Origin of the sequence: Agrobacterium sp. CNPSo 3708, from assembly GCF_028674915.1 — a bacterium.
GTDB classification, from domain to species: domain Bacteria; phylum Pseudomonadota; class Alphaproteobacteria; order Rhizobiales; family Rhizobiaceae; genus Agrobacterium; species Agrobacterium cavarae.
The window spans coordinates 186,214-198,912 of the sequence record NZ_JAQZSF010000001.1; the positions used below are offsets into that span (position 1 = coordinate 186,214).

The window sequence follows — 12,699 nt, forward strand, 5'->3', positions numbered from 1 at the left end:
GCTCAATAATCGCTGTCGTTATCCGTGCGGCGCTGGTTGTCCGCAAGCTCCTCGTCATCGGCGACGGGAATGGCATAGGAGCCGTTCAGCCAACGGGATAGATCAAGCGACCGGCAGCGATCGGAACAGAAGGGATAATCTTCGCGGGTCGAGGGCCTGCCGCATTCGGGGCATGGCTGTGCCTTGCGAAGAGGCGTAATTTTGGGATCGGACGTCATGCTTCTCAGCCTTCCTGCCAGCCCGACGTGACTTCGAAGCCCTCGCCCGCCAGGAGTGCGGCCGTTTCGTAAAGCGGCAGTCCCACGACATTGGTGTAGGAGCCCGTCAGCTTCTGGACGAAGCAGCCGGCGATACCCTGGATAGCGTAGGCGCCAGCCTTGCCGCGCCATTGGCCGGACGCGATGTAGTTTTCAATTTCGAACTGCGACAGACGCTTGAAGCGGACCTTGGTTTCGGCCACCTTCTGACGCACCTTGCCGTTCGGCGTGATCAGGCAGATGCCCGTATAGACCCAATGGCTTCTGCCGGAGAGGAGATGGAGCGCCGCCGAAGCGTCCTCGATATATTCGGCCTTGCCAACGATCCTGCGACCGACGGCGACCACCGTATCGGAACCGAGAATATAGGCATCCCGCCAGGCCAGTTCGCCCTTGACCGCTTTGTGAGCGGCCTGTGCCTTCTGCAAAGACAGGCGGCGGCAGAGTGTGCGGGGGTGTTCGAGGCGTGCGGGTGTTTCGTCGATGTCCATCGGCATCAGGCGTGTGGGTTCGATACCCACCTGATGCAGGAGCTCAAGACGGCGTGGCGATCCGGAAGCCAGAATCAGCTTTTGTTTTGGGTCTGTCATGCTCTGCCAGCCGTCCGATCTATCGGGCGATTACTTGAAACGGTAGGTGATGCGGCCTTTGGTGAGGTCGTAAGGGGTCATTTCGACCAGGACCTTGTCGCCAGCGAGAACGCGGATACGGTTCTTGCGCATGCGTCCCGCCGTGTGAGCAATGATCTCATGCTCGTTTTCCAGCTTCACACGGAACGTCGCATTGGGCAGGAGTTCGGTCACGACGCCCGGGAATTCAAGGACTTCTTCTTTTGTCATATAGGTTTGTTTCTTCCTGTTGATGATGCCAGGCGTAAAGTGCCCGGGAAAATTGCGCGGAAACTACACAATCGCCGCACATTTGTGAACCTAAATTGTCGTCCGCTTTAAAGCGTTTCCGAAAATGGCTGCGCGCGTTGCGGCAGGCGCTCGGAAATGAGCTTTTTCAGGTGATCGCGAACCTCGCGATAGGCTTCCAGCCTCTGTTCTCTGGAGCCCGTTTCCACCGTCGGATCCATGGTCGGCCAATAGACGACGTCAAGCGCGTTATACCGCGTCAACTCGAGTGCGGCGTGATGGGCCTCTGGCGTCAAGGTAATGATCAGATCGAAGAAGTCGTCCTCGATCTCATCCATGGTGCGCGGTTTGTGCTTGCCAAGCGTCAGGCCGGCTTCGTCCAGAACCGCATCGACAAAGGGGTCGCGATCGCCTGCCCTGACGCCAGCGGACTGGATATAGATGCCGGGAGCGACGATCTGCTTGGCGATGACCTCTGCCATGGGAGAACGGATGGAGTTCATGCCGCACATGAATAATATGGCGCGCGGGGCCTTGTCTTTCAAGTCTGGAGCGGCCGGACCTTCCATGCCTAGCCTCGCCAATAAAGGACACAGACGAGGGTAAAGAGGCGGCGTGCGGTATCGAAGTCCATCTTGATCTTGCCCGAAAGACGATCCATCAGCGTTTGCGATCCATCATTGTGGATACCGCGCCTGCCCATATCGATCGCCTCGATCTGGCTGGGCGTCGAAGACCGGATCGCTTCGTAGTAGCTCTCGCAGATCAGGAAATAATCCTTGATGATGCGGCGGAAGGGCGTGAGCGACAGAATGTGCGTGGCCACATCTGTCCCCTCCTCCGTGGTGATGGAGAAGACGAGCTTTGCATCCACCAGCGAGATGTTCAGCCGGTACGGTCCGCCCACATGCCCAATGGGCTCAAAGCTGTTTTCCTCGATCAGATCGAAGATCGCGACAGCGCGCTCATGCTCCACATCAGGCGTGGATCGACCGATACTCTCATCCAGCACCACGTCGCAGAGTCTGAAGTCGCCTGCCGCCATCTGCTACCCTTCCGGATTGAGGCGAATGCCGACGGATCGCGCATGCGCATCGAGCCCTTCGGAATTGGCAAGCATGATGGCAGCGGGTGCAAGCTGACGCAGCTGATCTGGGCCTAGCCTCAGGATCGACGTGCGCTTGACGAAATCGAGCACTGACAGACCAGACGAGAAGCGTGCCGAGCGGGCGGTGGGCAAGACGTGGTTCGATCCTCCGACATAGTCGCCAATCACTTCAGGCGTATGGCGGCCAACGAAGATGGCGCCCGCATTGCGAACACCCGCCATCAGCGCATCGGGGTCATCGACGGCAAGTTCCAGGTGTTCAGCGGCGATGCGGTTGGCAAGCGGGATCGAGGCGGCAAGATCATCCACCAGGATAATCGCGCCGAAATCGCGCCAGCTGGCGGTGGCGGTCTGCGAACGGGAAAGCTGCTTCAATTGGCGCTCGACAGCCTTTTCGACAGCGCGGCCCAGCTCCGCATCATCGGTGATCAAAATGGATTGAGCGCCCGAATCATGTTCAGCCTGGGCCAGAAGATCGGCCGCGAGCCAATCCGGATCGTTGTGTCTGTCGGCAATCACCAAGACTTCGGAGGGTCCGGCAATCATGTCGATGCCGACCGTCCCAAACACATGGCGCTTGGCCGCAGCCACATAGGCGTTGCCCGGTCCGACGATCTTGGCGACGGGTGCAATGGTCTGAGTGCCGTAGGCAAGCGCTGCGATGGCCTGTGCACCACCGATGCGGTAGATTTCCTCAACGCCTGCGACGCGCGCTGCAGCCAGTACCGCCGGATTGATCTTGCCGGCATTGGCCGGAACGACCATGACGATGCGTTCGACGCCTGCGACCTTGGCCGGAACGGCGTTCATCAGCACCGAGCTTGGATAGCTTGCCGTGCCGCCTGGAACGTAAAGACCGACAGCCTCGATCGCTGTCCATCTGGAACCGAGGCCGACCCCGATATCGTCTTCGTAGATATCGTCTTTCGGCATCTGACGCGCGTGGTGCTTTTCGATACGCTGGGCTCCAAACTTCAAAGCATCGAGAACGGCAGGATCGACTTCGGCAAGGGCGGCGTCGATTTCCGCTTCCGTGACACGCATCGAGATTTTAGAGAAATCCAGGCCGTCGAACTTGATCGAGTAATGGGCCAACGCCTCATCGCCACGCTTTCGAACATCCTCAATGATGTCACGAACGACGGCGTTCACATCTTCCGAAACCTCGCGCTTCGTCGTGAGGAACGCGGCGAAAGCCTGTTCGAAATCAGAAGAGGATTGCTCCAGCCAGATTGCCACTTCACGTCACCCTTTTCGAGAGCCTCGCGATGCGTGCGAGGCAAAATTCTCTGCAGCCCCAACGATGAGACGGCACATGGGTATGTGGCATAAATCGAAACATGCGGGCAAGGCAATTCCCTGCCCGCTTCGTCAGCTCAAGATTTAGTCTGCCGGATGGAAGGGGCGGGAGTCGGTTTCCCATGCACCGCTGAGATCCGTCAGTTGGGCCTCGATGCATTCCACATCGAGCGCGATCGCGCCGCCGCCGGAAAGCGTCAGCTCAATCGTTCCATCGGGACCCTCTCCCTTCTGGATGAAGCGGATGGCGAGGAGGGAATGAACCTGCTCCTTGTCGGTGCGGTTTATGCCGCTGGAGCGGACCGCCGACACGCGTTTGAGAACCAGGGCAGAGCGGCAGCGTTCTGGTGGATGGTTCTTTTTGGCGCCGTGTTCCCAGACGAACCGGTTGGCTGAGAGAACGAACTGGCCGGGCCGAGGTTCGAAGGACACGTCTTTCAACTTGAAGACGCTGTCCTGCATGTGGGTAGAAATGATGGCAAGGTCTTCGCCATCCAGCGCCATGAGTTTAAGGCCGCTCATCGTCTCTTGGTCCTCATCTCGCGGACAGGTCCGCTATCTCGCGTTCAACATGTGTGAAACACGACGCGTGCCGCACGCGGCATTTGCGTCGTCGTTCAAGTGGTTGATCTGGAGATAGGCAGTCGGGGCCGGTTCTTCAACGGACAAGGCCCCCTCATCGAGAATCGGCGATGAACGATCAATCGCTGACGCGCTCGACTTTCGCGCCGCAGCGGTTCAGCTTCTCTTCGAGACGCTCAAAGCCGCGATCCAGGTGATAGACGCGCGACACCATGGTTTCGCCCTCAGCCACCAGTCCGGCAATGACCAGCGAGACGGAGGCGCGAAGGTCGGTCGCCATCACAGGCGCGCCGCGCAAGCGGGAGACGCCTTCGATGCGGGCCATCTGGCCTGACAGAGAAATCTTGGCGCCAAGGCGGGCAAGTTCCTGAACGTGCATGAAGCGGTTTTCAAAGATGGTTTCGGTGATGTGCGAAACGCCATCGGCACGCGTCATCAGCGCCATGAACTGCGCCTGCAAGTCCGTCGGGAAACCGGGGAAGGGTTCGGTAACGACATCGACCGGGCGGATGCCATTGCCGTTGCGCACGACGCGCAGGCCGCTCTCTGTTTCCGTGATGGTTGCGCCGGCAAGCCGCAACGTATCGATGGCGTTGTCCAGCAGCGATGCGCGCGTGCCTTCCAGAAGAACGTCGCCACCCGTCATCGCAACCGCCATGGCATAGGTGCCTGTTTCGATACGATCTGGAAGGACCCGGTGACGGGCGCCGGAGAGCGACGTCACACCTTCAATGGTTATGGTGGAGGTGCCGGCACCTTCGATCTTCGCGCCCATGGCAGTCAGGCACTGGGCAAGGTCAACAACTTCGGGCTCACGAGCCGCGTTGTGAATGATCGTCGTGCCGCGGGCGAGCGTTGCCGCCATCAGCATCACATGCGTTGCGCCAACGGAGACTTTCGGGAAGGTATAGGTGGCGCCGATCAGACCGCCGGCGGGCGCTGTCGCGTTGATGTAACCGCCATCGATTTCCATGGTGGCGCCAAGCGCCTCCAGTCCTTCGATGAAGAGGTCGACGGGACGTGTGCCGATGGCGCAGCCGCCGGGCAGCGAAACGCGCGCCCTGCCCTCACGGGCAAGAAGCGGGCCGATGACCCAGAAGCTTGCACGCATCTTGGAGACCAGCTCGTATGGAGCGGTCGTATCGACGATCGTCCGGCAGGTGAAATGCACGGTGCGGGAATAGCTTTCGCCTTGGCTTTCACGACGGCCATTGACGGAAATGTCGACGCCGTGGTTGCCGAGAATGCGGATCAGCTGTTCGACGTCTGCCAGATGCGGCACGTTTTCCAGCGTCAGCGTATCGCTGGTCATCAGCGATGCGATCATCAGCGGCAGTGCTGCATTCTTGGCGCCGGAAATCGGGATGATGCCGTTCAGCTCGTTCCCACCTGTGATTCTGATGCGATCCATTCGTCCCTTACGAGCTTTGCGCTCGCCTTTCCTTGGTGCCGTCGAGGCATGTGTTGGTGCCGGCCTGCCGACAAACGGCAGCACAGCTGAAAAAGAGTTGATGCCGCCCACTCAGACAAGAGTCGACGCGAAAGATGAAACCCCTGTCCGTTTCAATTTCCCCGGTCTGTTCTTGTCAGCACGATTCGTTCGTTTTTGCGGCAGGAAGTCCGATTGTATCGTCTTCGTTACCTGCACGGCGGGCGCGCAACTGCTGTTTGCGGCGAGCAAGGTTTTCACGCAGCTTCTTTGCAGCCCGCGCCTTGCGCTCCGCCTCTCGCTGCTTTGCCTTTTCGCCGGGTCCAGTTTGCCCGGATGCCAGCGGCTTTTGCAGGGTTTCATCGTGATCATCGTCCATAAGCGGTGTCATAAACGAATTTCGCGCGGTCCAACAGTGTCCGTCGCTTTTTTCAGAAAGGTATGGTGAAGTCGCACTTTGATGCTTGCGCTCATCAAAAACCTATGGCAATAGGCGCCCACTTGATGTCGAGGCAGCGCTTCGACGACAGATGCTGCGGTAGCTCAGTGGTAGAGCACTCCCTTGGTAAGGGAGAGGTCGAGAGTTCAATCCTCTTTCGCAGCACCATTTGTTTCTCCCACTATAAAGATTTTTTCGCTCGGTTGCTGGTGGCGCGCGACCGTCGTTATGCTTTGGGCTTAACTGGATTGCCGAAAAGATCGACGGGTTCAGGCTGTGGAGAACCTCCACTCTTGTGGGCCGAGAGGCGACCGCTAAACGATCGTAGGCTGTTCGAGCGTCCTGCCCAGAGTGCGAGCTCGACTTTCTCTCCTGCCTTGATATCGCGGTCTGCGATGAAATAGCCGCGATGGTCAGGAGCGGTTTCGTGCCCAGCTTTTTCGTTTTCAAACAAACAAACATCTCCAGGCTTTGCGTTGTAAGCCATTCAGCGTCTTCCCTTTCAATTTGAGCCACGGCTTCGGGTGATGGATGTATATGGTGGACGAGGAACGCTGAGGCTAGGCTAAGCTGGTGTGACGCGGGCTCAATACGCCCGCAGGAACCCCGGTGGCCGAAGTCTCGTCATCGCGTGCCTTGGCGGTTCGATACGAGATTCACGCGCCCATCCTCGCAGAGACGAGCGCAACCCAGGAATCCTCGAAAGCCTTCCTTCCATAGCCTGAACATGACGCGACGCGCACTTGAAAGCTAATGCAGCCATCATCACATGAACGTAGAGAGAACATTCATAGGAGCAGTCATAATGACATCTGGTGAAAAACAGCTTTCACGAAGTGCAATCCGCTCGTTGTCGGCGATCCACCAGTATCGTTATCAACGGCGTTCGGGTCGGGTGTGGCTGGTTGGTGACAAGCGCATCTCGACTTCAACCGTCGCTAGCCTTGAAAGAGAAGCCTTTGTGCGAGAAATCGCTTCGAATGGCGCGCCTCGCCTTGTTCTGACTGACGAAGGCAAGCGCTTTATCGCTTATGGCGGCGGTATGCAGGGGCGATCACCTACATGACAGAATGGGGACCGACCCATTCCTGCTGAAGTTATCGCTGTGGTACGAGAGGGACGATATGCGTTATCGATCTAAAAGCAAGATGAGCAGTCCCGCCTCACAACTCTTGGAAACGCACCGCCTCCTCCTGAAACGGAAGCCTCAACGAACACGCAGCCTTCAGCGTCCGAAACTGCAGCGCTGCCCCATCACACGATAGAAACGCCAATCGAGACACCAACGAACGCAGTCGCTTGGACCAGATCAGAATCCCGACTGGATGCGGGAGAACACCAGATTGGTGAAGAGGGAGATCTGTGCACCAACAAACGGCGCTGAAAAGGCGATGGCCACCATGACGGCGATGATCTTCGGTACGAAAGTCAGCGTCATTTCCTGAATCTGGGTCAGGGCCTGCACGAATGCGATGATAATGCCGACTGTCATTGCGGCAAGAACCGCAGGACCCGATGCGATGAGCACGGTCCATATCGCATTTTGCATGATATCGAGAGCGTCTGCCTCGTTCATCTCGGTCCGCTCGTCTCATTCGGCTAAAGGATGCCGAACCTGAAACGGTGGGCATGGCCGCATGATGCGACCATCAAAGATGCTATATGATTCGACAGAAGGCGTTAAGACGCCGTCTGCGAGATTTTGATGCCTTGGCCGATTGCAATCGTCGAGCCGGCAACGGTGGTAGCGGAGAGGCCCTCGGCGGTGACTTCCACCGACTTCACGACACCGCTGGTCTGGCCGTCTGCGCTGGTAATCGTCTTGCCGATATAGGAAGACGCGTTCGACAGCGACGATGCAGAGATCAGGCTTTCCAGATTGGTATTCATCTTGATCGACTGCTCGACCTGCGAGAAGGTTGCCAACTGGGCGACCTGCGCACTTGGATCCATTGGATTCGTCGGATCCTGGTTCTTCATCTGCGTGATCAAGAGCTTGAGGAAGTTGTCGTAATCCAGCGACGCCTTTTTGGAGTCGGTTTTCGATGCAGAGGTCGTCTGTGTCGATGTGGCACTCGCTACAGCGTCTACCATGGTGCGATTTCCCTTCGCAATTCGTTGACAACGGCCGGCGTGATTTCATGGCTGTTGAGAATGGTCTCTTCCTTGGCGTAAAGACCACGGATGGTCTTCAGTGCATCGAAGGGACGGCCCGACGAGACGGTGGCGTCGATGCGCTTCAGCTCAGAACGGATTTCTTCGTTCTTGAAGGTCGCAAGCAGCATGGTGATCGACTTGCGGAAGAGTGTCAGGGACTGCTCCTTGCCTTCCGGATTGATCAACATCATCTGTACGATGAAGTACAGCTGCCGCAGAGGTGTCGTCGTATCCTCAAGCTGCAACACATGGTTCTCAAGGAGAAATGTCACATCATTGAGGAATTCCAGGGAAACCTTCCTGTCGACGCGAAGAACGGCGCCGTTGATGAAGATCTTTTCCCCAGACTTCAAGGAAATCCGCAGTGTACTTTTCATTTAAGTCCATCCTTGATGATGGTTGTCACGTCAATAATGCCTTGGTAGTTCGTCGAATTACGCTTGCGTATCTGCTCGCATTCTTTGAGAATCCAGATGGCGATGGAAATGAGGTTGGCTTTGAGTTCAACCGGCAGTTCATTTTCTGGCTGCTGGAGATCATCTACGAAGCGTGTCCAGACCCGCCTGGTGTAGAAAATCGCCTCGATCCCGTCCTTGCCATATTTTTCCTGTCGCTTGGCGACCTCCAGGAGTTCGATAGATCGCTCAAGGACCTGTCTCTCCCTGTTGCGGGCAATATGGGGGTCATCCTCCATGATCTCCGCATATGAAAACTGGAACATTTATCTTTCCTTCATGGCCCGATGTGCCGCCCGTCATCGGCGGAATTATTCCTGCTAGATGAAATTGACGAGGCTAAGCCCCTGAATCTTCGATGTAATCGTATATGACGTCTCGACCTGGTTCAGAAGGGTCGTAAGGCGGGTCGACGCCTCGTAGGTGTCGATGCCGACAAGACCGGTCAGCTGGGTATCGATGATCGTCTTCTGCGCGCTCATATAGGTATTCGCCTTCTCCACTCGCTCCTGGGACAAGCCGATTTTTGCGCGCTGGGTATCAATGTTGGAGATGGCGGAACCCGCGAGCTTCGTCGTGGCGTCGTTGACCACCGAAAGCGCGTCGGGGCCGAGACCGGCATCGACCAGCTGCGAGGAAATGACCGTCGCCAGGACAAGGTTCTTGAACCCGGATTCATTGGCGCTGGCGGATGTCGAGACGGTCTCCGAGGTGCTGATCCGGCTGCTCATGGCCGTATCGGAAGCGTTCGTCCAGGACGGCCAGTCGAAATTATCCTGGTAGTTCTGCAGGAAGGATGCAACGTCGCTGGCAGAGGCCGTCGATGGGTCTGGAAAGGCAGTGTCGAAAGCCGACTTGAAGTTGCTCGTGATGTTGCCGATGAACCCATCATCCAGCGTCTGCGCGTCGGTGTTGATGCCCGAAAACAGAAACTCGCCGTTGACTGCGGTGTTCGCGTAGCTCGTGAAGTTTTCCAGCACCGACATCGCGGTCGTCTTCGCCACACCGAGGCTGCTTGCGTCGGTATTGCCGCTGAGCGCGATGACCGAATTTAGCAGAGTCTGGGCGGAATCCGACATGTTCTTCATCGCCAGCTGCGAAGCATCCATGCGCTGCTCGGCCACGGAGTTCGAGTCGACGATGGACTGAAGGCGTTTGCTTTCACGCGTGTAGTCCAGGCTCGTCGAGGTCCGCGTGCCAAGTTCCACGCCGACATCGGAATAGGTACCGGTGACGGCTTCCTTCTGCAACTTGCTGATTTCAGCCTGCGCATTGGACACCGTCAAATGCATGGCCGTGCTAACGCTTTGGGATGAGATCGAGGTGGTTTTCATATCAGTTCGCCGTCGCCAACAGTGTCTTCAGAAGTTCATCGACCGTCGTCATCAGCTTCGCCGCAGCCTTGTAGGACTGCTCGATGTCGAGAAGCTGAATCAACTCCTCATCAAGATTGACGCCGGTCGCGTTCGAGTAGGCCTCTTTCGATTTCGTCAGCATCGCAGAGGTACTATCCGCCGCCGACGTGGCGTTGCTGCGATACTCTTCAGCAAAGCCGACCGAATCCGTCGCAAAGCTTAGCAACGTCGTATTTCTCGAAATGCCTGCCGCCGGATCGAATTCGATCGGCGTGTTCATTGCGGTCGCATATTTGTACAGGACGTTGGAATAACCGCTCGATCCGTCCACGTTCGGGCTGACGCCCGCAATGTCGCCATCGCGCAGCTTCGTCGGGATCGTAACCGCATCGGCTGAAACAGAGATCAGGCCGGCAAGACCCGGGATTTTCTGTGGTGTTTCGAAATCGACGGTCGAGCCGTCACGGGTGGTGAACAGGCCGGCAACCGGATTTCCACTCCCATCCTGTTCGGCAAACGTCCCCATAAGGCCGCGGGCGATTTCGTCAAGCTGTGCCTGATAGGTTGGATAGACTTCGTCACGCAGCTGCAGAAGTGCCGGAAGGCTACCCTTCGCCGTGGTGTTGCTGCCAGAGCCGGTCTTGACCATCACGCCGTCGATGAAAATCCCGGAACCCGTCGTATCCGCATCATAAGCGGCGCGGGACTCGAAGGAAATTTTTCTTGGCGTCGTTTCGAAAAGGGTGGTGCCGTCCGTCGTGTAGATGGCGACATCATTGCCCGGACGGGTCGCGGTGGAAATGCCGATGATCCCGGATATTTCCTTGAGCAGGCCTTCACGCTTATCGAGCGCGTTGTTCGGGTCGCGTCCAACCTGGGTCGCATATTTGACCTGATCGTTGGCGTCGCCGAAATCCTTCAGCAACTGGTTTAGCCGCGTGATTGTCGAATCGATTTCGCTGTCGGCATCCACCCGCAACTGTTGAACAGCCTTGGTGGAGGTGTTCAACGCATTGGTCGTATCGGTAGCGGCACTGACGACAGCAGAGGCCAGCGTGATGTCCGTTGGCGATGCGGCGTAGGTATTCAGGGCATTCTGCAGGGATGCGAGATAGGTGGACGGGGCCGCGGTGTATTCCTCACCGCCCATCACCACGCTCAGCGACTTCATACCTGCCAGGAACTTCTGCTTGCCCGCATCATCGGAAGCGGCGGAAAGATACTGCTTCAAAAGAGCGCTATCTTCGGCACGCTCGATCTTGACGGTAATTGCTCCCGTCAGCGTATTGACCGTGGTGACAGCGGCGCGGCGGTTATAGTCGCTTGAGCTTGCGTTCGAAATGTTATTCGAAACGACGGCACTTGAGAGTGACGTGTTACCCAGAGTGGCCTTAGCCGTGTTAAGTGTCGTACTGAGCGCCATTCACCCGTCTCCAGAAACCGTTATCGTGCCAGATTGATGAGGACGTCCATCATATCGGAGCCTGTTTGGAAGACTTTCGAGTTGGCGGTGTAGCTGCGCTGCGCCTGGATCATTTCCGTCAGTTCGTTGGCGATATCGACGTTCGACTGTTCCAGCTGCTTGGACGCAATGGAGCCGTAGCCTGTCTGACCGGCGAAGCCCAAGGTGACCACGCCCGATTCGGCGGTCGTCTGGAACGCGTTACCGGAGAGAACCTTCAGATTGTCCGGGCTTGCCACATCGGCCAGCGGCACACGATAAAGCGGACGCGGCGAGGACTTGGCGTAGGTCGCGTAGACCGTGCCGTCAGCCGTAATAGAGATCGACTGAACCGCTTCAGCCGCGTTACCGTTCACGCCACCCTTAGAGATGGTCGACTTGTCTGCACCAAGCTGAGACATTCCCGAAAGATCGAATGTCACGTCCATGTCGTTGACGCCATCGGCGAGGGTGATCGTCGGAGGATCGTTTTCCAGCTTTCCAGCATCATACGTCAATGTCTCGGTCAGCAGCGCTGGCTGAGTGTACGGGAAGCCACCCGGATCTGTCGCGAACTTGGAGTCATAGACGGTAACGTCCCACTCGTTGTCGCCCGTCTTCGTAAAGTAGAAGTCGTACTTGACCGAATTGCCGAGCGGATCGTACCCCGTCACGGACGTCTTCAATGTACTGATCTGGTCGACAACCACCGAGGTGTTGTTCGCGCTGGGGCGGTTGCCAGCAGCCACAATCGGCGCGGACGAGGACAAGTTGCCCGTCAAGGAACCAAGCGTTGAGGCGGTCGCCTGCATGCCGTCGGCAGACGCATTGACAGGCACGAGACCGTCATAGCTGTTGACGACGGTGGTTGGCGTGGTGCCATCATATTTGTAGCCCAAGAGCTTGAAGCCGGAGGCATTGACGAGGAAGCCGTCGTCGTCAGGCACGAACTGGCCTGCCCGGGTCAGGAAGACGTTGCCGCTCGGGTCCTCGACCACGAAGAAGCCATCGCCCTGGATGGCGATATCGGTCGGCGATTGTGTCGACTGCAACGGTCCGTTCTGCGTGATGGAGTAATTGACCTTCGTCATCACGCCGCCGGAATTATAGTTGCCGCCGTTCGCGCCCAGAACGAGCGTCGAAAAGGAGGTCGATGCGCTCTTGTAGCCAGTGGTGCTGGCGTTGGCGATGTTATCACCGACGGTCCCGAGCTTGTTTGCCTGAGCGCCCATGCCGGATACAGCAGTTTTCATCGTTCCAAAAAGGCTCATGTCGAATCCTCTATTCCTGTTCCTGATGACGTTAGGATGCGGGCCTTGC

The 12,699-nt window shown here is 57.5% G+C and carries 18 protein-coding genes and 1 tRNA gene; 2 read left to right on the plus strand and 17 right to left on the minus strand.

The features are described from left to right. Positions 1-2: 2 nt before the first annotated feature. The 9 genes from yacG to PVA19_RS00890 form a co-directional block, all read right to left on the minus strand. A complete protein-coding gene (gene yacG / locus PVA19_RS00850; protein WP_144621707.1) occupies positions 3-218 on the minus strand; it encodes a DNA gyrase inhibitor YacG in 216 nt (71 codons plus the stop codon). Between the two features lie 5 nt (positions 219-223). After that, positions 224-847: a Maf-like protein gene (locus tag PVA19_RS00855; protein WP_062426064.1), complete on the minus strand. Its 624-nt coding sequence runs from the start codon at positions 845-847 to the stop codon at positions 224-226. A gap of 30 nt (positions 848-877) precedes the next feature. Beyond that, positions 878-1,096 (minus strand): translation initiation factor IF-1, encoded by a 219-nt coding sequence (gene infA, locus PVA19_RS00860; RefSeq protein WP_027673809.1) that lies wholly within the window; start codon positions 1,094-1,096, stop codon positions 878-880. A gap of 107 nt (positions 1,097-1,203) precedes the next feature. Then, positions 1,204-1,683 carry an arsenate-mycothiol transferase ArsC gene (locus tag PVA19_RS00865; RefSeq protein ID WP_062426065.1) on the minus strand — a complete coding sequence of 160 codons (480 nt, stop codon included), beginning with the start codon at positions 1,681-1,683 and terminating at the stop codon, positions 1,204-1,206. Between the two features lie 2 nt (positions 1,684-1,685). Next, positions 1,686-2,159, minus strand: a complete 474-nt coding sequence (locus PVA19_RS00870; protein WP_062426066.1) for a UPF0262 family protein — start codon at positions 2,157-2,159, stop codon at positions 1,686-1,688. 3 nt (positions 2,160-2,162) lie between these two features. After that, a complete protein-coding gene (gene hisD / locus PVA19_RS00875; RefSeq protein WP_274100883.1) occupies positions 2,163-3,461 on the minus strand; it encodes a histidinol dehydrogenase in 1,299 nt (432 codons plus the stop codon). A 144-nt stretch (positions 3,462-3,605) separates the two neighbouring features. Next, positions 3,606-4,043: a DUF2948 family protein gene (locus PVA19_RS00880; RefSeq protein ID WP_274100884.1), complete on the minus strand. Its 438-nt coding sequence runs from the start codon at positions 4,041-4,043 to the stop codon at positions 3,606-3,608. Positions 4,044-4,221: 178 nt separating this feature from the next. Then, positions 4,222-5,514, minus strand: a complete 1,293-nt coding sequence (gene murA, locus PVA19_RS00885; protein ID WP_062599324.1) for a UDP-N-acetylglucosamine 1-carboxyvinyltransferase — start codon at positions 5,512-5,514, stop codon at positions 4,222-4,224. Between the two features lie 175 nt (positions 5,515-5,689). Continuing rightward, positions 5,690-5,911 (minus strand): hypothetical protein, encoded by a 222-nt coding sequence (locus tag PVA19_RS00890; protein WP_274100885.1) that lies wholly within the window; start codon positions 5,909-5,911, stop codon positions 5,690-5,692. A 153-nt stretch (positions 5,912-6,064) separates the two neighbouring features. Between PVA19_RS00890 and PVA19_RS00895 the strand changes: the two genes are divergently transcribed. Beyond that, a tRNA-Thr gene (locus PVA19_RS00895) sits at positions 6,065-6,139 on the plus strand. A 58-nt stretch (positions 6,140-6,197) separates the two neighbouring features. On the opposite strand, the gene PVA19_RS00900 is transcribed toward PVA19_RS00895, so the two are convergent. After that, positions 6,198-6,458: a hypothetical protein gene (locus tag PVA19_RS00900; protein WP_274100886.1), complete on the minus strand. Its 261-nt coding sequence runs from the start codon at positions 6,456-6,458 to the stop codon at positions 6,198-6,200. Positions 6,459-6,776: 318 nt separating this feature from the next. On the opposite strand from PVA19_RS00900, the gene PVA19_RS00905 reads away from it, so the two are divergent. Then, positions 6,777-7,037 carry a hypothetical protein gene (locus tag PVA19_RS00905; protein ID WP_274100887.1) on the plus strand — a complete coding sequence of 87 codons (261 nt, stop codon included), beginning with the start codon at positions 6,777-6,779 and terminating at the stop codon, positions 7,035-7,037. Positions 7,038-7,280: 243 nt separating this feature from the next. On the opposite strand, the gene fliQ is transcribed toward PVA19_RS00905, so the two are convergent. From fliQ to PVA19_RS00940, 7 genes are all read right to left on the minus strand, one after another. Further along, on the minus strand, positions 7,281-7,547 hold the full coding sequence (gene fliQ, locus PVA19_RS00910; protein WP_062426073.1) for a flagellar biosynthesis protein FliQ: 267 nt from the start codon (positions 7,545-7,547) through the stop codon (positions 7,281-7,283). 104 nt (positions 7,548-7,651) lie between these two features. Continuing rightward, positions 7,652-8,065: a flagellar hook assembly protein FlgD gene (gene flgD / locus PVA19_RS00915; protein ID WP_062426074.1), complete on the minus strand. Its 414-nt coding sequence runs from the start codon at positions 8,063-8,065 to the stop codon at positions 7,652-7,654. Continuing rightward, positions 8,059-8,505, minus strand: a complete 447-nt coding sequence (gene flbT, locus PVA19_RS00920) for a flagellar biosynthesis repressor FlbT (protein ID WP_062426075.1) — start codon at positions 8,503-8,505, stop codon at positions 8,059-8,061. The genes flgD and flbT overlap by 7 nt, the downstream gene beginning before the upstream one ends. Further along, complete coding sequence (gene flaF / locus PVA19_RS00925) at positions 8,502-8,849, minus strand: flagellar biosynthesis regulator FlaF (protein ID WP_062426076.1); 348 nt, start codon at positions 8,847-8,849, stop codon at positions 8,502-8,504. Before flaF ends, flbT begins: the two co-directional genes overlap by 4 nt. Before the next feature lie 54 nt (positions 8,850-8,903). Next, entirely contained in the window at positions 8,904-9,917 is a 1,014-nt protein-coding gene (locus tag PVA19_RS00930) for a flagellar hook-associated family protein (RefSeq protein ID WP_274100888.1), read from the minus strand. 1 nt (position 9,918) lies between these two features. Beyond that, positions 9,919-11,361 (minus strand): flagellar hook-associated protein FlgK, encoded by a 1,443-nt coding sequence (gene flgK / locus PVA19_RS00935; RefSeq protein ID WP_274100889.1) that lies wholly within the window; start codon positions 11,359-11,361, stop codon positions 9,919-9,921. A gap of 20 nt (positions 11,362-11,381) precedes the next feature. Next, positions 11,382-12,650: a flagellar hook protein FlgE gene (locus PVA19_RS00940; protein ID WP_062599320.1), complete on the minus strand. Its 1,269-nt coding sequence runs from the start codon at positions 12,648-12,650 to the stop codon at positions 11,382-11,384. Positions 12,651-12,699: the final 49 nt, after the last annotated feature.

Bases quoted from the DNA above. Each gene is read 5' to 3' on its own strand.
- PVA19_RS00900 (WP_274100886.1), bottom strand. From the start codon at position 6,458: ATGGCTTACAACGCAAAGCCTGGAGATGTTTGTTTGTTTGAAAACGAA.
- yacG (WP_144621707.1), bottom strand. From the start codon at position 218: ATGACGTCCGATCCCAAAATTACGCCTCTTCGCAAGGCACAGCCATGC.
- fliQ (WP_062426073.1), bottom strand. From the start codon at position 7,547: ATGAACGAGGCAGACGCTCTCGATATCATGCAAAATGCGATATGGACC.
- PVA19_RS00930 (WP_274100888.1), bottom strand. From the start codon at position 9,917: ATGAAAACCACCTCGATCTCATCCCAAAGCGTTAGCACGGCCATGCAT.
- flaF (WP_062426076.1), bottom strand. From the start codon at position 8,849: ATGTTCCAGTTTTCATATGCGGAGATCATGGAGGATGACCCCCATATT.
- flgK (WP_274100889.1), bottom strand. From the start codon at position 11,361: ATGGCGCTCAGTACGACACTTAACACGGCTAAGGCCACTCTGGGTAAC.
- infA (WP_027673809.1), bottom strand. From the start codon at position 1,096: ATGACAAAAGAAGAAGTCCTTGAATTCCCGGGCGTCGTGACCGAACTC.
- flgD (WP_062426074.1), bottom strand. From the start codon at position 8,065: ATGGTAGACGCTGTAGCGAGTGCCACATCGACACAGACGACCTCTGCA.
- PVA19_RS00905 (WP_274100887.1), top strand. From the start codon at position 6,777: ATGACATCTGGTGAAAAACAGCTTTCACGAAGTGCAATCCGCTCGTTG.
- PVA19_RS00870 (WP_062426066.1), bottom strand. From the start codon at position 2,159: ATGGCGGCAGGCGACTTCAGACTCTGCGACGTGGTGCTGGATGAGAGT.
- PVA19_RS00855 (WP_062426064.1), bottom strand. From the start codon at position 847: ATGACAGACCCAAAACAAAAGCTGATTCTGGCTTCCGGATCGCCACGC.
- flbT (WP_062426075.1), bottom strand. From the start codon at position 8,505: ATGAAAAGTACACTGCGGATTTCCTTGAAGTCTGGGGAAAAGATCTTC.
- PVA19_RS00890 (WP_274100885.1), bottom strand. From the start codon at position 5,911: ATGGACGATGATCACGATGAAACCCTGCAAAAGCCGCTGGCATCCGGG.
- PVA19_RS00865 (WP_062426065.1), bottom strand. From the start codon at position 1,683: ATGGAAGGTCCGGCCGCTCCAGACTTGAAAGACAAGGCCCCGCGCGCC.
- murA (WP_062599324.1), bottom strand. From the start codon at position 5,514: ATGGATCGCATCAGAATCACAGGTGGGAACGAGCTGAACGGCATCATC.
- PVA19_RS00880 (WP_274100884.1), bottom strand. From the start codon at position 4,043: ATGAGCGGCCTTAAACTCATGGCGCTGGATGGCGAAGACCTTGCCATC.
- PVA19_RS00940 (WP_062599320.1), bottom strand. From the start codon at position 12,650: ATGAGCCTTTTTGGAACGATGAAAACTGCTGTATCCGGCATGGGCGCT.